The sequence below is a fragment of the Chryseobacterium sp. genome (assembly GCF_008014695.1).
Lineage (GTDB): Bacteria > Bacteroidota > Bacteroidia > Flavobacteriales > Weeksellaceae > Kaistella.
Genome location: NZ_VOXE01000004.1, coordinates 302,010 through 320,899 on the forward strand (window position 1 = coordinate 302,010; position 18,890 = coordinate 320,899).

20 protein-coding genes are annotated in these 18,890 nt (G+C 39.1%); 9 read left to right on the plus strand and 11 right to left on the minus strand.

Features of this window, described 5'->3' with window-relative positions; translation table 11 throughout:
* Position 1: 1 nt before the first annotated feature.
* The 3 genes from FUA25_RS12325 to recR are packed head-to-tail and all read right to left on the minus strand — an operon-like array spanning position 2 to position 2,555.
* Positions 2-1,069 carry a hypothetical protein gene (locus FUA25_RS12325; RefSeq protein WP_147757219.1) on the minus strand — a complete coding sequence of 356 codons (1,068 nt, stop codon included), beginning with the start codon at positions 1,067-1,069 and terminating at the stop codon, positions 2-4.
* Between the two features lie 24 nt (positions 1,070-1,093).
* The gene (locus FUA25_RS12330; protein ID WP_185146709.1) at positions 1,094-1,894 is read right to left on the minus strand and encodes a glycosyltransferase family 2 protein; all 801 of its coding nucleotides are present in this window, start codon (positions 1,892-1,894) and stop codon (positions 1,094-1,096) included.
* 49 nt (positions 1,895-1,943) lie between these two features.
* Complete coding sequence (recR, locus tag FUA25_RS12335) at positions 1,944-2,555, minus strand: recombination mediator RecR (RefSeq protein WP_147757221.1); 612 nt, start codon at positions 2,553-2,555, stop codon at positions 1,944-1,946.
* A 73-nt stretch (positions 2,556-2,628) separates the two neighbouring features.
* On the opposite strand from recR, the gene FUA25_RS12340 reads away from it, so the two are divergent.
* From FUA25_RS12340 to FUA25_RS12355, 4 genes are all read left to right on the plus strand, one after another.
* A complete protein-coding gene (locus tag FUA25_RS12340) occupies positions 2,629-3,234 on the plus strand; it encodes a hypothetical protein (RefSeq protein WP_147757222.1) in 606 nt (201 codons plus the stop codon).
* An 84-nt stretch (positions 3,235-3,318) separates the two neighbouring features.
* On the plus strand, positions 3,319-4,761 hold the full coding sequence (locus FUA25_RS12345; protein WP_147757223.1) for an aminoacyl-histidine dipeptidase: 1,443 nt from the start codon (positions 3,319-3,321) through the stop codon (positions 4,759-4,761).
* Positions 4,762-4,898: 137 nt separating this feature from the next.
* Positions 4,899-5,447, plus strand: coding sequence for a DUF4256 domain-containing protein (locus FUA25_RS12350; RefSeq protein ID WP_147757224.1), 549 nt, complete (start codon positions 4,899-4,901; stop codon positions 5,445-5,447).
* 93 nt (positions 5,448-5,540) lie between these two features.
* On the plus strand, positions 5,541-5,783 hold the full coding sequence (locus tag FUA25_RS12355) for a hypothetical protein (protein WP_147757225.1): 243 nt from the start codon (positions 5,541-5,543) through the stop codon (positions 5,781-5,783).
* A gap of 176 nt (positions 5,784-5,959) precedes the next feature.
* Here FUA25_RS12355 and FUA25_RS12360 read toward each other — a convergent pair whose 3' ends face one another.
* Both FUA25_RS12360 and FUA25_RS12365 read right to left on the minus strand, forming a co-directional pair.
* Positions 5,960-6,292, minus strand: coding sequence for a 2Fe-2S iron-sulfur cluster-binding protein (locus FUA25_RS12360; protein WP_147757226.1), 333 nt, complete (start codon positions 6,290-6,292; stop codon positions 5,960-5,962).
* A 67-nt stretch (positions 6,293-6,359) separates the two neighbouring features.
* Positions 6,360-7,412 (minus strand): NAD(P)/FAD-dependent oxidoreductase, encoded by a 1,053-nt coding sequence (locus FUA25_RS12365; protein WP_147757227.1) that lies wholly within the window; start codon positions 7,410-7,412, stop codon positions 6,360-6,362.
* Between the two features lie 143 nt (positions 7,413-7,555).
* On the opposite strand from FUA25_RS12365, the gene FUA25_RS12370 reads away from it, so the two are divergent.
* Together FUA25_RS12370 and FUA25_RS12375 are read left to right on the plus strand one after the other, a co-directional pair.
* On the plus strand, positions 7,556-8,329 hold the full coding sequence (locus FUA25_RS12370) for a DUF3108 domain-containing protein (RefSeq protein ID WP_147757228.1): 774 nt from the start codon (positions 7,556-7,558) through the stop codon (positions 8,327-8,329).
* Positions 8,330-8,423: 94 nt separating this feature from the next.
* Positions 8,424-10,847 (plus strand): DUF5916 domain-containing protein, encoded by a 2,424-nt coding sequence (locus tag FUA25_RS12375; RefSeq protein ID WP_147757229.1) that lies wholly within the window; start codon positions 8,424-8,426, stop codon positions 10,845-10,847.
* Positions 10,848-11,212: 365 nt separating this feature from the next.
* On the opposite strand, the gene FUA25_RS12385 is transcribed toward FUA25_RS12375, so the two are convergent.
* From FUA25_RS12385 to FUA25_RS12405, 5 genes are all read right to left on the minus strand, one after another.
* Positions 11,213-11,977 (minus strand): methyltransferase domain-containing protein, encoded by a 765-nt coding sequence (locus FUA25_RS12385; protein WP_147757231.1) that lies wholly within the window; start codon positions 11,975-11,977, stop codon positions 11,213-11,215.
* Entirely contained in the window at positions 11,965-12,702 is a 738-nt protein-coding gene (locus tag FUA25_RS12390) for a DUF2071 domain-containing protein (protein ID WP_147757232.1), read from the minus strand. Before FUA25_RS12390 ends, FUA25_RS12385 begins: the two co-directional genes overlap by 13 nt.
* Positions 12,686-13,081: a DoxX-like family protein gene (locus FUA25_RS12395; RefSeq protein ID WP_147757233.1), complete on the minus strand. Its 396-nt coding sequence runs from the start codon at positions 13,079-13,081 to the stop codon at positions 12,686-12,688. Before FUA25_RS12395 ends, FUA25_RS12390 begins: the two co-directional genes overlap by 17 nt.
* A gap of 32 nt (positions 13,082-13,113) precedes the next feature.
* The gene (gene pheS, locus FUA25_RS12400; protein WP_147757234.1) at positions 13,114-14,124 is read right to left on the minus strand and encodes a phenylalanine--tRNA ligase subunit alpha; all 1,011 of its coding nucleotides are present in this window, start codon (positions 14,122-14,124) and stop codon (positions 13,114-13,116) included.
* A 181-nt stretch (positions 14,125-14,305) separates the two neighbouring features.
* Positions 14,306-14,968 (minus strand): YceI family protein, encoded by a 663-nt coding sequence (locus FUA25_RS12405; RefSeq protein WP_147757235.1) that lies wholly within the window; start codon positions 14,966-14,968, stop codon positions 14,306-14,308.
* Positions 14,969-15,044: 76 nt separating this feature from the next.
* On the opposite strand from FUA25_RS12405, the gene FUA25_RS12410 reads away from it, so the two are divergent.
* Positions 15,045-15,989, plus strand: coding sequence for a sulfate/molybdate ABC transporter ATP-binding protein (locus FUA25_RS12410; RefSeq protein ID WP_147757236.1), 945 nt, complete (start codon positions 15,045-15,047; stop codon positions 15,987-15,989).
* 237 nt (positions 15,990-16,226) lie between these two features.
* On the opposite strand, the gene FUA25_RS12415 is transcribed toward FUA25_RS12410, so the two are convergent.
* A complete protein-coding gene (locus tag FUA25_RS12415) occupies positions 16,227-16,559 on the minus strand; it encodes a zinc ribbon domain-containing protein YjdM (RefSeq protein ID WP_147757237.1) in 333 nt (110 codons plus the stop codon).
* Between the two features lie 173 nt (positions 16,560-16,732).
* On the opposite strand from FUA25_RS12415, the gene FUA25_RS12420 reads away from it, so the two are divergent.
* On the plus strand, positions 16,733-17,938 hold the full coding sequence (locus FUA25_RS12420; RefSeq protein WP_147757238.1) for an RsmB/NOP family class I SAM-dependent RNA methyltransferase: 1,206 nt from the start codon (positions 16,733-16,735) through the stop codon (positions 17,936-17,938).
* A 133-nt stretch (positions 17,939-18,071) separates the two neighbouring features.
* A complete protein-coding gene (locus FUA25_RS12425; RefSeq protein WP_147757239.1) occupies positions 18,072-18,863 on the plus strand; it encodes a hypothetical protein in 792 nt (263 codons plus the stop codon).
* Positions 18,864-18,890 lie beyond the last annotated feature (27 nt).

The window sequence follows — 18,890 nt, forward strand, 5'->3', positions numbered from 1 at the left end:
GTCATTTAAATATTTCTTCAAAATTTCGTGAATTCAATCCCCAATAATCGTCCTGATCCTGAAAAAAAACACAGTGAATCCATGAATCCAGCGTCATCATTTCCAATGTATCGGAATCAATATCCTTAAATCCACTTTTGAAAAACTCTTCATCGATATCTACATTCTTTCGATCAAGAATAAGAATATTTTCAGCGCTGTAAAACGGATAATTTTTAATATCGGCGTTGGTGGTGATTAATTTTTTTCCTGCGGCAAGTGTTTCGAAAGGCCTCATCGTAAGACCGAGCTGAAACGGTTTATTGATTTCCAGAACCGAGAAAGAACTGCTGTAAATTTCCGCGATTTGATGGTGGGTCAGCTTTTTAAAACTGAGTTTTTGCATGTTGAACTGTTCTAAATTTTTATCGAAAATCTTCTTCAGGACAAAGGCTGCTCTACCAGGAGCATAATAGTAAAAAAAAGTCTTGAGATTCAGTTTCTGAGCAAAGCTCCTGATTTTTTCTCCGACCAAATACCGATCCGTATGAGCGCTGCCAATAAAAGCAATATCATATTTGGGCTTTTCGGGAATTTCTGAACGTTTATACTCATTCAAAAAAAAATTCGGGCGGAAATGGAGCCCGTATTTTCTGGCATCTGATGGTTCAAAAGTGAAAACTTTATTGAAATACGGATAGAGTTCCGGAACTCCGGGATATTCAAAAACAGGATCATAAGAACAGAAGATTCTGACGGTTAAAGGGCTGAGCTCACTGAGTTTTTCCAGAAAAAGGTGCGGCACCGTTTCGCCTTTGATCAAAAGGAAATAATCATATTTTTTGCCGGAAATCTGTCGCAGAATTTTCTCGTAGTATCTTTTAATTGTATTTTGATAAAAGCTGCTTTTGACCCGTACCATTCCTTTGGCCCACACCGAATCGGAAGGTCTTTCGTTATAGAAATCCACTTCTGCTCCAAGTTCGCGAAGCCGATTGGCGATGGCTTTTTCGTAACCGAAAAAATGGGGAGCCAGAAACAGTATTCTTTTTCCGTTTAAATTATTGATTTCAGAAAATCTTTCCTTCATTTGATAGCACTTATACCGCATAATTTATCTGCCCTGTAATTTTAAAAATCTGTCCCGCAGCAGCCTCACAATAAATTTAAATTTGTAAAAAAGATAATAGCCAACGAACTCAGCGGTATTTATCCTTTTCATCAAAAGCATCTCCCGTAAATTCTTCTGAAATCCTCTTTCCATCTCAGGAAGGTTTGCAGACAAACCGGAAACGCCAAATGTTCTCTTCCCCTGCCCGGCAAAGACCAGATTTTCGTGTAAAATATACATTTTGTTCTTCAGCGAAATTCTCAACCAGTAATTCAGGTCCTCCGCATATCTCTGCTGCTCATCAAAAAACCCTGTATTTTCCAGAATCTTTCTCTTAAAAATCACTGTGGGAGTTTGTGCTTCATTTCTGATCAGCAGTTTTCGAAATGTTATTTCTGCAACATTATTTTTAATGGTGTAAGGGAAAAGAATTCTGTTATTCCGGGCCGTTGCCAAAAAGTCTATATCACAGTCTATATTTTCCAGATAATCCATCTGTTTTTGGGTTTTTTGGGGCAACCATTCATCATCGGCATCAAGTAATGCAATGTATTCACCTTTTGCAATTCTTAAACCTGCATTTCTTGCTTTTGAGACCCCGCCGTTGTCCTGATCTTTAAATACAATATTCATCTGCGGATTATCTTGACGGTATTGCTCAATGATTTCTGAGCTTCGGTCGGTGGAACCGTCATTGATGACGATAATTTCAAAATCTCCCGCCCAGGTTTGACTACTGATTGAATCCAACGCTCTTTCAATACTGTTTTCAGCATTATAAACAGGAACAATTACTGAGATCAATGGGTACAAATTCTTTAAAAATTAAGGTTAAAATACAGATAGTGTAAAGCTAATCCTTTTCGTTATACGGCAGCCGGTTCTGGATGGAGCGGCCGAGCGAAATCTCATCCGCATATTCCAGTTCATCGCCCACCGAAATCCCGCGCGCAATCGTTGAAAAACTCACCTCCGAATTTTTAAATTTCTTATAAATATAATAAGCAGTCGTGTCGCCTTCCATCGTGGCACTTAGCGCGAAAATCAGTTCTTTGGTGGTTCCTTCGTCGAGTTTTTTCTGGATGGAGGAAATATTCAGCTGGTTCGGTCCGATTCCTTCCATCGGAGAAATCTTACCGCCCAAAACCAGATATTTTCCGCGAAACTTTCCGGTATTTTCAATCGCCATCACGTCGCGAACATCTTCCACCACGCACAGAATTTCCTCATTCCTTTTCGGATTGGAGCATATCTCACAGATTTCAGAGTCAGAAAAGTTGTGGCAGTCCCTGCAATATTTGATTTCGGTAACGAGCTTTTTCAGCGCATCACCCAACGCGACTGCCTGACTGTCGGGCTGTTTCAGGAGGTGCAGAGCAAGCCTCAATGCAGACTTTTTCCCAATGCCCGGAAGTCCCGAAATTTCTTCCACTGCTTTTGCCAAAACCTTACTCGGATAATCCATTTCACAAAAATAAAATTTAAAATTTCAAAGTGCAAGTTTCGCCCCTTTTATTATCTTTGAGAAAAATAGCCTTATGAATCTGCAAAACCTCAATTATCCGCTCTATTTTAAATTCAAGATCTCTACGCTTTCCAGCGACTTCAACATCACCGATAAAAACGGAAATTACGTGGCCTATGTTCGCCAGAAAATGTTTAAACTGAAAGAAGACGTCATTGTTTTTAACGACGAAAGCAAATCAAAGGAACTTTTCAGGATTAAAGCCAACCAGTGGATCGATTTCAACGCCTCCTACTCCATCACGGATCAGGAAAGCGGCAAAAGTTTCGGAAATCTGTCGCGCCGCGGTATGCGGTCTTTATGGAAATCCCAGTATGATATCGCTGACGAAAATGGCAAGACAAAATTTCAGATTAATGAAGACAATGGCTGGATCAAGGTTCTTGATGGAGTCATAGGTGAAATTCCTGTTGTGGGAATGTTTACCGGATATTTCCTCAATCCGTCTTACACCGTAAAAGACACTGCAGGGAAAGAATACTTCCGGCTCAAAAAAATGCCTTCACTTTTCGGAAGACGCTTCCAGCTCGACCGTTTGATCGACATTAATGATGAGGATGAATCGCTGGTGGTCTTAAGCTTCCTGATGATGGTACTTCTTGAAAAAGAAAGAGGATAAATAAAGTTGATACTTCTTACTAAAAAAATGCTTTCGTTTTTCGGGAGCATTTTTTATTTGTAAATTTGAATTAAATAAAATGAAATGGAATTAACCCAATTAGAGCCCCAGCTCATCTGGAAAAACTTTGCAGCCCTCAACGCTGTACCAAGACCTTCAAAAAAAGAAGAAAAAGTAATAGCATTCATTAAAAATTTCGGCGAAAACCTCGGTCTTGAAACGACTGTTGATGAAGTTGGAAACGTGATCATTAAAAAACCCGCTACTTCAGGCATGGAAGACCGTAAATCCATCATACTGCAGTCGCATTTAGATATGGTTCATCAAAAAAACAGCGATGTAAATTTCGATTTCGCAACACAGGGAATCCAAATGGAAGTTGATGGCGACTGGGTGAAAGCAAAAGGAACGACTCTTGGCGCCGACAATGGTCTTGGAGTAGCCGCCATCATGAGCATTCTGGAAAGTAATGATATTCCACATCCTGCTTTGGAAGCACTTTTTACTATTGATGAAGAAACAGGAATGACCGGCGCTATGGGTTTGAAACCCGGACAACTGCAGGGAGAACTTCTTCTGAATCTTGACACTGAAGAAGATGATGAGATCGATATCGGTTGCGCAGGAGGAATCGACGTCACTGCTTCCCAAAACTATCCGTTGCAAACAGCAAACGGTCAGACCGTTAAAATTGAAGTGAAAGGTTTGCAGGGCGGTCACTCCGGAATGGATATTCACAAAGGCTTCGGAAATTCAAATATCATTCTCGGCAGGCTGCTGTACACCGGAATTTCCGGACAGAATCTTCAGCTTATTTCCATTGACGGGGGCGGACTCAGAAATGCCATTCCGCGCGAAGCAAATGCTGTGATTTCGGTAAGGAATGAAGCGGAGTTTATGGAAAAAGCCATTGAACTGAAAAATGCCATTCTTGAAGAATTTGCAGCGGTTGAAAAGGATCTTCACATCAATATCGAAACATTTTCCACTGCCGATCAGGCAATTTCTGAAGAGGATTCCAGAAAAATAATTCTGGCGCTGAAATCAGCACACAACGGTGTTTACCGAATGAGCCCGGATGTGGCTGACCTCGTGGAAACCTCCAACAACGTAGCGCGTGTGGAACTGAAAGAAGGCGGACTGAAAATTTTAAATCTCTCCCGTTCTTCAGTGGAATCCACAAAATATGCGGTTGCTGAACAGTTGAAATCGGTATTTGAACTGGCCGGAATGAAAGTGGAATTTAGTGGTTCTTATCCTGGCTGGAAACCAAAACCAGGTTCAGAAATCGTGAAACTGATGGAGCGTATTTACGAAAAAGATTTCGGCGCAAAACCGGCGGTCGTTGCTTGCCACGCCGGTCTGGAATGCGGCATCATCGGTGCCAATTATCCGCAAATGGAAATGGTAAGTTTCGGACCAACGATCCGCGGCGCACATTCACCGGAAGAAAGAGCGAATATTCCATCGGCTCAGAAATTCTGGAAATTTTTAAAAGAGATTTTAAAGGAGATCCCAAAGAAGTAATATTAATAAACAGAATCCAAAATGCGTGAGTGTTTTGGATTTTTTCTGGCGGTTTTAAGGGCCAGAAAACAGAATAGATTCAAAATAAATGCTTTCGCTTAGTTCAATATTTTAATCAAAATGTAAATTTCAAACGTATGGCAACAAACAATAACGATCAATCACTTCTCGAAACTCTCCAAACACGTTTTGAAGAAAACATGCAGCGCCACAAAGATCTGAAATGGTCTGAAATTAAGGAAAAACTCGAAGCCCATCCAAAAAAACTTGAATCACTGCAGAAAATGGAAGAATCCGGCGGTGAACCGGATGTTGTAGGTTTCGATAAAAAATCGGGCGAATACCTGTTTTACGACTGTGCTGCTGAAAGTCCGAAAGAAAGACGCAGTTTCTGTTACGACAAAACCGCCCTCGACAAAAGGAAAGAAAACAAACCGAAAAACAACGCGGTGGACGCAGCAGCTGAGATGGGAACTGAACTCATAACAGAGGAAGAATACCGTTATCTTCAAACCCTCGGGAATTTCGATGCAAAAACTTCGAGCTGGCTGAAAACGCCGGAACACATCCGCAAACTGGGCGGCGCGATTTTCGGCGATTTCCGGTTCGGAACGGTGTTTATTTACCACAACGGTGCCGATTCTTATTATGCAGGCAGAGGATTTCGGGGTGTTTTAAGAGTATGAGAAAGAACAAAAGAACAAAAGAGCCAAGGCAAAAGTATAAGGAGCCAGATTGGGAACAATTAAAATCACAAAAAATTCCTTAAAATAATCTTCATGAAAAAGTTAGAAAATTGGGTGCACAACCCGTCAAAAAAAACAGTAATTATTTTTTCAACACTTTCAGTTATTGGCATTACGCTCAATCTGCTGGCCATGTCCGATTTATTTACCGAGACTGTTTTTCAGTCGAAGTATTTAATGATGTGGTTTATAATGGTGGCAAATGTTTTTGTTGTGGCTACAATTTGTATCAATTATTTTAATAAAAGAAGACAGGAAAATTTCAAAAGAAATTAAAGGAATATCGTTGGCGGTTATTCCTTTCTGTAAAGCGGGCTAAAGTCCACTCCTATTGAAAAAGTCCCGGAAAATATTTCCGGGACTTTTTGTTGTTATAGAGCAGTTAATTTTGATCTGACTCCTTACTTTTGTCTTTTTTCCTTGGCTCTTGGTTCTTGACTCTCGAGTCTAACCTAAGGATACGGCGCTATCGCCACTTCCAGCCCGTCGATTTCCTCGGTAATATGAATCTGGCAACCCAGTCGCGAATGATCCTGAACATGGAATGCTTCCGCGAGCATTGCATCTTCTTCGTCGCCCATTTCCACGAGTTTCTCCGAACCTTCCAACACATAAACCTGACAGGAAGCACACATCGCCATTCCGCCACATACACCGATCGTACCTTCGTCGGCCAACTCGTAGGAACGGATGACTTCCATCAGATTCATCGACATATCGGTGGGCGCCACCACTTCATGGATTTCGCCGTTTCTGTCGGTAATTTTTAAGTTAATATCCTGCATTACTTAGCTTTATCGCTCTACTTTAATGAAATTCTTGACTTTAGATCTTGGCTGCTGCTTCTAAGTATTAATCGATTTTTTTTACCACCGCTTTTTCCGCTTCCTTCCTGCTGCCGTCGAAACCGTCGACGCCGCTCACTGTGGTATATTTCAGCACATATCTTTTCCCAGGATTCAGCATGTTGTACACACTCTGACACATCAAAGTCGCTTCATGAAAACCGCACAGAATCAGTTTCAGTTTTCCCGGGTACGTATTGATATCGCCTATCGCATAAACGCCAGGAATATTGGTCTGATAATCCAGCGCATTGTTTACAACGATCGCATTTTTTTCAATATTCAGGCCCCAGTTGGCCAAATCTCCGAGTTTGGGAGTAAGACCGAAAAGTGGGATGAAATAATCGGTTTCAAGGTCGGAGGTTACGCCGTCTTTTTCAATGGTAATGGCAGAAACTTTACCGTCGCCTTTAATTCCTGTTACTTCTGCAGGCGTCACCAAATGGATTTTTCCTTGGTCCTTCAATGCCTGGACTTTTTCAACAGAATCCAGCGCCCCGCGGAATTCATTTCTGCGGTGAATCAAAGTCACTTCGCTCGCAATATCGGAAAGAAAAATACTCCAGTCCAGCGCAGAATCGCCTCCTCCGGCAATCACTACTTTTTTGTTGCGAAAATGTTCAGGTTCTTTGATGAAATATTCAACTCCTTTTTCTTCATAGTCGGCAATATTTTCAATGGTGGGCTTTCTGGGTTCAAAAGTTCCCAAACCACCTGCAATCGCTACTGCTTTCGCGTGATGAACCGTTCCTTTATTCGTGATGACTTCAAAAGTTCCGTCTTCAAGCTTTGTTAAAGTCTGCGCGGTTTCGCCCAATGTAAATCCGGGCTGGAACTGTTTGATCTGTTCCATTAAATTATCAACCAACTCTCCTGCATTAATGGAAGGAAAACCGGGAATATCGAAAATAGGTTTTTTAGGATAGAGTTCGGTCAACTGACCTCCAGCTTGTGGAAGGGCATCGATCAGATGGCATTTCATCTTCAGTAAACCTGCTTCAAAAACGGAAAAAAGTCCGGTAGGTCCTGCTCCTATTATCAATATATCGGTAGTAATCATTAATGAGAATTTTAGAAAATTAGTTCTGCAAATTTAAGAAAAATAAAAGAACAGCGAATCGCATAGGAATGACAAAAATCATTTGAAACCGCTGTAAAATCAATGTTTTATATTTGTGGCAGATTTTTTGTAAAAACAAGTCTATGAAAAAGATATTAAGCATTTTGGGTGTCCTTTTTTTTGCACTCGGATTTTCTCAAAAATTAGATATTATACAGTCTGGTGAAGTGCTGAACTACCGGATCCATTACGGGGTTTTTAATGCGGGAACGGCTTCGCTTACCACTTTAAAGACTAATTATCAGGGAGTTCCTCATTTTTATGTGAAAGGAATCGGCCGCACAACAGGTGCTGTTCGGGCTTTTTTTAAAGTGGAAGATGTGTATGAAAGTTTTATCAATTACCAAACCGGCCTTCCTAGTTACTATGTCAGAAACGTGAAAGAAGGCGGCTACAGCCAACATTTCCAGACGGTTTTCAATCATTCCAATCAGACCTTGATCTTAACCGATAAAAAAACTCCGGCGAATGGCTCCAAAGTCATTAAATCGGTGAAGGGCATTCAGGACATGCTCTCTGCATTTTACTATTTGCGCTCCCTTCCGCAGAGTCAGTTGAAAGTTGGAAGCATCATTAACATGAATATTTGGATTGATGATGAACTTTTTCCTTTTCAGTTGAAAGTCACCGGAACCGAATTGCTGAAAACGAAATTCGGGATGATCAATACCCTCAAAATAATTCCGTCGGTAAAAAGCGGAAGGGTTTTTAAAGATGACGAAAGTGTGACGATGTGGGTAAGCAATGATATAAACCATGTTCCACTATCCATAAAAGCGGATTTGCTCGTTGGTTCACTGAAGGCAGATCTTGACAGTTACAAGAATGTAAAAACACCGCTGAAGTTTAATCCATAAAATTTACTTATTTTAAATCAGTTTTTTGGCAATTTTTCATTTGGGATGTAACAAATGATTCTGAAAAGGTGTCTTATTAGTCAGAAAAAAACTAATGAGAACTCAAATTTTCAGTACTGTCCTTCTTTTACTTTTCGGTTATATTCAATCGCAGAAAACGGGAAACGACAGCATCAGCAGAAAAAAAACAACTGCCGTTAAAATTTCGGAAGCTCCGAAAATCGACGGTATTTTAGATGAAGAAGTTTGGCGCAATGTTCCTGCCGCTTCAAATTTTGTTGAGCGGCGCCCAAACAATGGCCGTTTACAGCCTGACTCATTAAAAACTGAAGTTAAGATTCTGTATGACGATACGGGAATTTATTTCGGTGCCATGCTTTACGATTCAAGTCCTGAAAAAATCGCAAAAGAACTTACCGAAAGAGACAATATTGAAAATGATGATATTTTTGGAGTGACTTTAAACGGTTACAACGACCATCAGCAGAGTCTTGAATTCCTCATCGTTCCGAGCGGTGTTCAGATAGATGCGAAAATCACCAATGATTTCGGCGAAGATATGAGCTGGAATGCAGTTTGGTTCTCTGCAGTAAAAATCACCGATAAAGGATGGGTGGTAGAGATGAAAATCCCTTATTCCGAGCTCCGTTTTCCGAAAAAAGATGTGCAGGAATGGGGAATCAACATGCTCCGATCGGTGCAGCGCACAAGCACGATGTATGACTGGAATTTTGTCGACAACAAAAAAGGAGGTTATATGCTCTACGACGGGGTTTTGGAAGGTATTGAACATATCAATCCGCCCACAAGGCTTTCTTTCCTCCCTTATATTTCGACGTATGTGAATGATTTCGACGGAAAATCAACTTCGAACTTCAACGGCGGAATGGATCTGAAATATGGGATCAACGATGCTTTCACGCTCGATCTGACTTTGGTTCCTGATTTCGGGCAGACTTCATTCGACAAATCGGTTTTAAATCTCTCTCCTTTTGAAGTGCAGTTTCAGGAGCAGCGTCCGTTTTTTACGGAAGGAACAGAACTTTTCAGTAAAGGAAATCTTTTTTACTCGAGAAGGATCGGTGGCAATCCCTCAAGGTATCCGGATCTGAATAATGATGAGGAAATTGTTGTAAACCCCGAAAAAGTAAAGCTTTTCAATGCCGTAAAAGTTTCAGGACGAACCAACAAAGGTCTTGGAATTGGCTTTTTCAATGGCGTTACCGAGAAAACAAATGCCGAAATCCGGAATGTCGTCACTGGTGAACTGCGGGAAGAGGTTACGGAACCGTGGGCCAATTACAACGTGCTGGTTCTGGACCAGAGATTCCGGGGAAATTCTTCGGTATCGCTTGTCAATACCAATGTTACCCGGGACGGAAGTTTCCGCGACGCAAATGTGACGGCTTTGCTTTTCGACATCAGAAATAAAAAAAATACCTACCAGTATTTTGGCGGAACTAAAGGCAGTTTTGTGATGGAGGACGGCACAAAATCGGGAATTGAGACATCCGGCGGTTTCAATAAAGTTTCAGGAGCCCACCGTTTTGGCGCCAATTATTTCATGCGCACCAAAGATTACGACATCGGTGATCTCGGTTATTACGATCGCACGAACTACCACAGCATCAATGCGAATTATTCGTTCCGTTATCTTCAGCCGAGAGGCAACCTCAACAGTTTGTCTTACAACTTAAATGTTTCACACAACCGAAGACTCGATCAGGATATGTTTACACAGTTTGTCATTCATAACAGTATTGATATGCAGACTAAAAAATTCTTCAGTTACGGTGGCGGTCTTATGATCTGGCCTATCGGCGAAAATGATATTTATGAACCTCGCACTGCAGGAAGATATCTTAAAATACCCGCCATGATTAATCCGTGGATTTACATCACAACCGATAACCGGAAAAAATTCCGTCTGAATACGTATGTTGATTATTATCCTTATAACGAAAAAGGAAGGTACAAACTGATTTATGAGTTCAATCCGAGTTATAAATTTTCAGATAAACTGCGTTTTTATTACAATGCAAGCCTGAATTATGAGAACAATGATAAAGGCTTTGTGGGAAAGGATGACACTGATATCTTCATAGGAAGGCGGAACCGGTTCACGGTAGAAAACGGAATTTCCTCACAGTATACCTTTAACAATAAAATGGCGCTGAATCTTTCTTTCAGGCACTATTTTTCTGAAGTCACTTACAAAGATTTCTCCACTTTAAATGATGACGGAAATGTTACATTCACGGATCGGTTTACCGACAACAAAAACGGAACTTTCAACTCCTGGAATGTAGACCTGCGCTATTCATGGTGGTTTGCACCGGGAAGCCAACTGACCTTACTGTACCGGAATGCAGTTGGCAATTATCTGGAAGAATCAAAAATAGGATTCAACAAAAATTTTGAAAGGCTTTTTAATGAACCGATGGTGAATAATATTTCTCTGAAACTGACCTACTATATCGATTACAATCAGGCAAAGAGATGGTTTAAGAAAGGCTGATTCTGAAGAAAATAACACTCAAATAAACCCAGAAAACAGTGAAAACAAAGTGCATAATGGTTTCGAACGCTTTTCCTCGCCACAATTTTGGAGAATAAATAATTAACTGGAAGATTAATCGTAAGGCCCAAAAAATTCCGAGTCCAAAACAAACTGTTTTTCCTAAAGAAGTAGTCATCAATTCTTCGTAGGATGTTAAGCAGAGTAAACCCATGAGGAAAACGGTCAGCGCGATGAAAAATGTATGGATCTCCATCATTTGTCTGTTAATTAAACTCAATGGTTTCAAATCCTGTTTCCACTTAAAATATTGGGGAAAACCTACATGAATTAAAGCCAAAACCATGAAAAGAATGCCTATAACTTTAAGATGAAGTTCCATGTTTTGTGAGATAATATGTTGTTACAAAAGGATTTACTTTTAGTGTTTCGGCAACAGTAAAATTTGAATCATTAAAAGTTTGCAGCCAAATTTTCAAAGGAATAAAATGAAAAAAGCCAATATTATAAGCGAAAAAATTATGAATATCCCGAATATGTTCTGTTATAATTACGAATCCATCTTGCTTTAAAACCCTGTTTAACTCTTTAAAGAACAGCATTCTTTCGTGGTTATTTCTTATTTCATGTGCTGAAAAAATCAGGAATATCAAATCGATAGAACTGTTTTCGAATGGAAGATCATTTGTCGCAACTGAAATGGTTTCAGAAGAATTCGGATATAACTTTCTTGCCCTTTTTATAGAAATTTCTGTATGTTTTTTCTCATCATAAAAATCGACGATATTAACTTCTGAATGAGGAAATTTCCTTGTCAACAGCTCACTCGTTTCATCAAAACCAGCATTAATATTAAGAATCCTAATCCTGTCTGATTTTATTTCAATATTAATCCATTTTAATGAATATAAACCTGAAGCGTCGTAAACGTAATAGGAAACTCCCAAAGAAACAATGACCGGCAGAAGAATAACAGCAATTGAAATGATGAGAATTGTTTTGAAAAAATCTGAAACGAAAAAATAAGAAACACAAATCACCAATAAGACAACAATTACTATGATGTAAAAATGCCAATTGAATCGTACGATATTTTTAACTCCCTGAAACGGCTTTCTTAAGGCTTCCATAAATCTTTTCTTCCTTTTTTCCAGGAATATGGAATATTATTGATCATAAAAGAATTGGAAAGTATCGTTTTGCTGAAATTGAAATGCTTTAAAAATCCGAAATGATGATGATCAATCTGTAAAGGCTTCGGATTCCAGTTTTGGCGGACTCCTTCGATAATGAGAACCTCCTTCTTCCGAGCATTATAAGTAAATGTAAACGGTAAGGGTCCTGCAAATCTTCTTGCTTCTTTCCAATCTTTAAATACCGAATTTTCGGGAAGCGGAATCTCTTCTGATTGATTATTAATCAAGATTTCAAAATCAGATATATCAGATTTAATCAGCGTTTTAGTACCTGCAGAAGTTTTGGTAATATCAGTAGTTGTATATTGATAATGAGTGAAAATATTTCCGAAAATTTGCATTTTCTTTTTATTGGTCTCCGATTTTAGAATGTACAAACCGCGTAATCTCTTCCCTCCCGAAGTGTGGTATTTTACAAAAATTCTGTACCCAATCAGGAAAAAATCATTGCCTAAAATTTTCGGAAAGCCTTGTGGTCGAAGGTCTTTTGTTTGCACCATTGCTACTGCAACAAAGGCGTAATTTTCGAAAGTGTCCAATTCTAAACTTTCAGGAATTAAGTTTTGTAATTCTTCCTTTGGAACTGCAAAGGTTAAAACAATGGAGCTTTCGAAAAAAGCATCAACTGCAAAAGGATGGTTCTTAAGGAATGGAAACATTCGGGATTTCTTTTTTCAAAATAAATTCTTTGTAATAAATCAAAGCTATGAAAAAAAGAACAAAAATGATATTGAATTTTCCCCAAAGTAATAAATCCGGGACAACAATAAATTCAATAATATTCATTGCGGCAATAATTATGATTTGGGTCACTGCATTTAATTTGGATAAAATTTTAAGCAAAATCCATACACTCATCAATACTTCCGAGATCCCAATTGCAAATGTTAATATCTTAGAATGTTCGCCACCTAAAATTCTGGCAACAATCTCCTGATGTCGTGGTTCTAAATTTAAAACTTTACAGAAAAGACCGTTAACCAGCCATACTAAAGCAAAAAAATAATTCAGAAAATTATAAATTTTAATTTTATTCATCTCTAAATTATTTTTCTTTTAAATTTCGAGTTCTACAAACTTTTAAACTGTTCCAGCATTCTTTTGTCATTCTCAAAGAACATCCGGATATCACTCATTTGGTACAGCAGCATGACGATTCTTTCGATTCCCATTCCAAAGGCGTAGCCTGAAAATTTATCGGCGTCGATATTTACATTCTGTAAAACCGCAGGGTCAATCATTCCGCAGCCCATGATTTCGAGCCAACCGGTTCCTTTCGTGATTCTGTAATCGGTTTCGGAATTCAGGCCCCAATAAACATCCACCTCAGCACTCGGTTCGGTGAAAGGGAAATAAGAAGGTCTCATCCTGATTTTCGATTTACCGAAAAGCTCAGTTGTAAAGTACTGAATCGTCTGTTTTAAGTCTGCAAAACTTACATTTTCATCAATATAAAGTCCTTCGATCTGATGAAAAATACAGTGTGAACGCGACGAAATGGCTTCGTTCCTGAAAACTCTTCCGGGCGACAGGATGCGCATTGGCGGTTGGTTTTCTTCCATATAACGGATTTGTACCGAAGAAGTGTGGGTTCTGAGGAGAATATCAGGATTCGTTTCCAGGAAAAAAGTGTCCTGCATATCTCTTGCAGGGTGATATTCAGGAAGATTCAGTGCGGTGAAGTTGTGCCAGTCATCCTCAATTTCCGGTCCGTCTGCGACCGAAAAACCGATGGATTTAAAGATTTCAATGATTTTGTTTTTCACCGCATTAATTGGGTGACGTGTTCCAAGTTCCAGAGGAAAACCGGGTTTTGTTAAATCTTCTTTTTCCAGAATAATGTTGGAAGAAGTTGCCCCGCTCAGATCCTCGAGTTTCTGAGCTACCGCCTGCTTCAGGGTATTGATTTTCTGTCCGAATTCTTTTTTCTGCTCGTTGGGAACATCTTTGAATTTGGAAAAGATATCGTTCAACAGTCCTTTTTTACCATTATATCTGATCCTGAACTGTTCAATTTCTTCTTTTCCTGCAGAACTGAAATTAGCGACCTCCACCAATAATTCATCAATCTTTTCTAACATCTTTTATAATATATTGAAGTGCAAAAATACGATTTTCTGTTTTAAATAAAACTATGTTTTTGAAGCTTCAGGAACCAGACTAAAGAGTGGAAAAACAAAAATAAAGCAGCACACACAACAGAGGCGCGATAAATCGCGCCTCTGCATATCATTATTACACTTAAATAAAAAAATTAATCTTTTATTTCTTTTCCTGGGCCTTGATTGAGATCTGAAGGTTCACTTCATCTTTAATAACGCCATTTTCGACAGGCATTTGGAATTTCACTCCAAAATCCTCTCTCTTAATATCTTTCGGTTCGGTCGCAATGCTCACTTCTCCGTCATTTACAGAAACATTTGCATTAAACTGAACGGGTTTTGTAATTCCTTTGATGGTCAGATTACCATCGAGCAAAGTGTTGTAGTCTGAGCCGGTAGTATTGTCTGTAACTTTTGTAATTTCAAACGTAGCATTAGGAAATTTTTCAACTTCAAAAAAATCCCCGCTTTTCAGGTGGCCATTGAGCTTTTCCAGTTGTTCAGCATCATCTTTCAAATCAACTGAGGTTAAAGAATTCATATCGGCAGTAAATGTACCGCTTTCAAGCTTTCCTTCATTTACGGTAAGTTCTCCGCTTTTGAATTTAATAGTTCCGAAATGGCTTGTATTGTCGGTTTTCACAACTTTAAAACCTTTCCATTCAATTCTGCTGTCTGCAGTATCCAAAACAAACACTTTTCCGCTTTTTGAAGTGGACGAAACGTTGCTTTCGCTGGTCAAAGGTTTGTCTTTCCCGCAGGAAATGGCCAATGTTCCAGCCAAAAATAATGAAAGAACAGATGAAGTGAATATTTTTTTCATGAAAATTAAATCCTGATTAGTTCTGCTAAAATAATAAAAATATTCTTATTAATGGCAAATATTATATTTTTGTAGGATGCTTTTACAAATAAACCATTTATATTTTTCCCACTCCGAAGAAAGACGACTTTTTCATAACCTGAACCTGAAACTGGAAGAAGGAAAGATCATTGCGCTTGCCGGAGAAAGCGGCTGCGGAAAGTCGACACTGTTGAATTTGATCTATGGACTTCTGGACTGGCAAAATGGAGAGATTATTTTTAATGGCAAACCAACTTACGGACCAAAAAAAAACATTGTTCCGGGCGAAAGCGACATGAAACTGGTGGCACAGAATTATGACCTCATGCCGTACTCCACTGTCGCGGAAAATGTCGGCAAGTTCCTTTCAAATATCAATCTCGAAGATAAGAAGGAAAAAGTACAGGAACTGCTGAAAGTGGTGGGGCTGGAAGATTACGCCGATGTACTGCCAAAATATCTCAGCGGCGGACAGCAGCAGCGGGTTGCCATTGCAAGAGCGCTTTCGGTAATGCCAAAGCTGCTTTTGCTGGATGAGCCATTCAGCAATCTCGATTTTTCAAGAAAAATAGAGCTCCGGGAAAAACTTTTCAATTTTGTGAAAGAAAAAAATATTTCCCTCATTATTTCAACCCACGAAATTCAGGAAGTAATGCCGTGGCTGGACCAGATAATTGTGCTCCAGGACGGCAGACTGATCCAGAATGATGACCCTGAAGAAACCTATAACTCTCCTTATAATGAATATGTCGCCAAACTTTTCGGCGAAGTGAATGTTTTTTCTGATGAGGAAAGAGCCGCATGGAACCTTGCAAAAAAATTCTGGTATCCGAATGAAATTAAAATTTCCGATTTCAAATCTCAGAGCACAAAACTTGCAGAGGTTCTGGAAAGCCGGTTTGCCGGAAATCATTTCTGGAACAGGATTTCAGTTGATGACAAAAGACTTATTGTTTACAGCAATAAAAAACTGGAGAACACCGTAGAAATTGAATTCTAAATAGATTGTTTTTTATTCTAAAACAGCTAATTAATTGACCTTCAGTTCCAAATATGGCATAAGTTTTGAAATAAATTTTTCAAACCCGGCCTAAGGAAATTTTTGGTTAATTCTCTTTCTGCCCCTTAAGACGAAATTAGTCTGGCCTTCAACAGACAACCAAGTCTTTGAAATGGAACCCTGTCCAAATCTTTCCTTTTTTTGTGCAATTTTAGAATTCCATTTTATCAAAATACTTTAAGCTTTTTTCACGAACTCCGATTTCAGTGCCATCGCTCCGAAACCGTCAATTTTACAGTCAATATTATGATCGGATCCCGGGCGAAGCCTGATGTTTTTCACTTTTGTTCCAGATTTTACGGGCTTCGGAGCCCCCTTCACCGGTAAGTCCTTCATCACGATCACCGAATCTCCGTTCTGAAGTTCGTTACCATTCATATCAAGGATTTTATCATCAGACGGAGATTCTGCTGGATCCCACTCATAGAAACATTGGGAACAGACCATCAGATGATCCTGTTCGTAAGTGAATTCTGACTGACATTTCGGGCATATGATTGTATCGCTCATGGAATTTTGTTTAGCACAAAGGTAAGATTTTAAGAAATGCCCACAATCTTTCAAGCCAAATAGGAGTTCATAAATTTCAGCATAAAAAGTACTGTTTTTACCACAAAAAAATCTTAGCATAAATTTCCGTATTTTTGCAAAAATAAGCAGGACGCTAAAGACCGCAACAAATTATGGAACTCATACACCGAAACTTACTCATAGGAATTCACGACGCATTACAGGAAACTTTTTTTCAGGACCGAAAATACGCCGACAAAGTCATCGAAAGGCTATTAAAAGCCAACAGAAAATGGGGAAGTGAAGACCGCAAAGTCGTTTCACAGATTTTTTACGACATCATCCGCTGGAAAAAACGCCTCGAATACTATATGGGAGAGGGCGTGAAACCAAATAATATCTATAAACTCATTCTCGCCTACTGTCTGTGGACCAAAACCCACTACAAAAAATTTGAGGAATTCGATGGCATTAAAAACGCTGATATTCTCATAAAATTAAAGAAAAATACCGTTCCGACGAAGGCAATTGAATATTCAATTCCGGAATGGCTGGCTGAAACGCTGGAAAAAGAACTCGGAAGAGACTGGGAGAAGGAAATGATCGCCCTTAATGAACTCGCGCCCACGATTCTCCGTGCAAATACGCTGAAAACTACGGCCAAAGAACTTGTTTCAGATCTTAAGGACGAAGACGTATTAAGTTTCCAGGTCCGGAATTATCCCGATGCGATTCAGCTCGAAGAAAAGAAAAACGTATTTCTGACTTCCGCATTCAAAGACGGACTTTTCGAAGTTCAGGATGCCTCTTCCCAAAGAATCGGTGAACTTCTGGATGTTCAGGAAGGAATGCGCGTAGTGGATGCCTGTGCCGGAGCGGGCGGGAAAACCCTGCATTTGGCTGCTTTAATGAAAAATAAAGGACAGATTATCGCCCTCGACATTTACGAATGGAAACTTGCAGAACTCAAACGCCGTGCAAAAAGAGCCGGTGCACACAATATTGAAGCGCGTTTTATTGACGACAATAAAGTCATTAAAAGACTACACGAAAAAGCAGACCGCCTGCTTATTGATGCACCATGTTCCGGACTTGGAGTTTTGAAAAGAAACCCAGATTCAAAATGGAAAATCGATCAGGATTTTATTGACCGGATTAAAAAAGAACAGCAGCAAATTCTGCAGGATTATTCTAAGATCATAAAAAAAGGAGGAAAAATGATTTACGCAACATGTTCGATTTTACCGAGCGAAAACAATGAACAGGTAGAAATTTTTCTGAAAAACAATGCAGACTACACCTTGTTAAAAGAGGAAAAAATTATGCCGAGCGAAGGCTTTGACGGATTTTATATGGCACTCATCGGGCGGAATGCTTAATGTAAAGTGAGCAAAGTTACAGATAATGAATTCCATTGCAGTATTCCCTGCTTCATACTTTTTTAACTAATTTTGAATAATATTATCCAATAAATAATTATATTTGGACTTAAATAAATTTTAAACTTTAAAAATGAAAAGAAATATTACGTTGTTTTTTGCCGTTCTGGCTTTCAGTTTTGTTTTTGGGCAGAATAAATTTGACGATTATCTGAACTCAAAAAAACTGGCCTTCACGTATAAGAAAATCAAGGACAGAGAAAAGGAGGATTATTATCAGCAGTATTATTGGTTGGTAAAAGCAGAGGAACTGAAAACCTATCCGCACCTCAAAAATATCAAACCGATTGTTCTCTATCACTTCACCCGTGAAATTTATCCTGCTACACCGACTAAAAAACTGAGCGAGGAAGAAAAGAATCTCCGAATAGATGCAGAACATTCCCTGAATCAGTATTTTGCTAAAAAAGATCTTCAGAACCCGAATCTGATGTACAATCTGGAATCTTATGTAGATCCAAGCAATTCAAAATACTATACCGGTGTAAATCCTGAGAGAATTGCCGAATTGGTTCCGAAAGAGCTATACACCTTCACCTCTGTTAATAAAAGGACTAAAGATGAGAAAAAATATTATCTTTGGGTTGATGATGAGGATTATAAGATTGTAGATGTTATACCTGCTAAAACCGATAAAAAGTTTTATGAAACTTTAAATACCCAACTTCCAAAATACCAGATTTCCACATTCACTCCTGACGTGAAAAAAGGAGACAAAACCAACAAGAGAGATGCTGATTATTATTTCATCACTCCGTTTCAGGAAGGAGAAGAGATTCTTTACAAAACAAAAGATTTCAAGGAATTCACGATTGTAAGGTTCAAAAGACCCACTAAAGACTGGATAGAACTCGAAAAAAGATAATTTTAAATCCTGCATTTGCAGGATTTT

What these genes read in the sequence shown, in the direction of transcription:
- FUA25_RS12365 (WP_147757227.1), bottom strand. Translation starts at nt 7,412, where the DNA reads ATGATTACTACCGATATATTGATAATAGGAGCAGGACCTACCGGACTT.
- FUA25_RS12425 (WP_147757239.1), top strand. Translation starts at nt 18,072, where the DNA reads ATGAAAAGAAATATTACGTTGTTTTTTGCCGTTCTGGCTTTCAGTTTT.
- FUA25_RS12420 (WP_147757238.1), top strand. Translation starts at nt 16,733, where the DNA reads ATGGAACTCATACACCGAAACTTACTCATAGGAATTCACGACGCATTA.
- pheS (WP_147757234.1), bottom strand. Translation starts at nt 14,124, where the DNA reads ATGTTAGAAAAGATTGATGAATTATTGGTGGAGGTCGCTAATTTCAGT.
- FUA25_RS12410 (WP_147757236.1), top strand. Translation starts at nt 15,045, where the DNA reads ATGCTTTTACAAATAAACCATTTATATTTTTCCCACTCCGAAGAAAGA.
- FUA25_RS12370 (WP_147757228.1), top strand. Translation starts at nt 7,556, where the DNA reads ATGAAAAAGATATTAAGCATTTTGGGTGTCCTTTTTTTTGCACTCGGA.
- FUA25_RS12350 (WP_147757224.1), top strand. Translation starts at nt 4,899, where the DNA reads ATGGCAACAAACAATAACGATCAATCACTTCTCGAAACTCTCCAAACA.
- recR (WP_147757221.1), bottom strand. Translation starts at nt 2,555, where the DNA reads ATGGATTATCCGAGTAAGGTTTTGGCAAAAGCAGTGGAAGAAATTTCG.
- FUA25_RS12325 (WP_147757219.1), bottom strand. Translation starts at nt 1,069, where the DNA reads ATGAAGGAAAGATTTTCTGAAATCAATAATTTAAACGGAAAAAGAATA.
- FUA25_RS12345 (WP_147757223.1), top strand. Translation starts at nt 3,319, where the DNA reads ATGGAATTAACCCAATTAGAGCCCCAGCTCATCTGGAAAAACTTTGCA.
- FUA25_RS12385 (WP_147757231.1), bottom strand. Translation starts at nt 11,977, where the DNA reads ATGGAAGCCTTAAGAAAGCCGTTTCAGGGAGTTAAAAATATCGTACGA.
- FUA25_RS12355 (WP_147757225.1), top strand. Translation starts at nt 5,541, where the DNA reads ATGAAAAAGTTAGAAAATTGGGTGCACAACCCGTCAAAAAAAACAGTA.
- FUA25_RS12360 (WP_147757226.1), bottom strand. Translation starts at nt 6,292, where the DNA reads ATGCAGGATATTAACTTAAAAATTACCGACAGAAACGGCGAAATCCAT.
- FUA25_RS12405 (WP_147757235.1), bottom strand. Translation starts at nt 14,968, where the DNA reads ATGAAAAAAATATTCACTTCATCTGTTCTTTCATTATTTTTGGCTGGA.
- FUA25_RS12340 (WP_147757222.1), top strand. Translation starts at nt 2,629, where the DNA reads ATGAATCTGCAAAACCTCAATTATCCGCTCTATTTTAAATTCAAGATC.
- FUA25_RS12415 (WP_147757237.1), bottom strand. Translation starts at nt 16,559, where the DNA reads ATGAGCGATACAATCATATGCCCGAAATGTCAGTCAGAATTCACTTAC.
- FUA25_RS12390 (WP_147757232.1), bottom strand. Translation starts at nt 12,702, where the DNA reads ATGTTTCCATTCCTTAAGAACCATCCTTTTGCAGTTGATGCTTTTTTC.
- FUA25_RS12375 (WP_147757229.1), top strand. Translation starts at nt 8,424, where the DNA reads ATGAGAACTCAAATTTTCAGTACTGTCCTTCTTTTACTTTTCGGTTAT.
- FUA25_RS12395 (WP_147757233.1), bottom strand. Translation starts at nt 13,081, where the DNA reads ATGAATAAAATTAAAATTTATAATTTTCTGAATTATTTTTTTGCTTTA.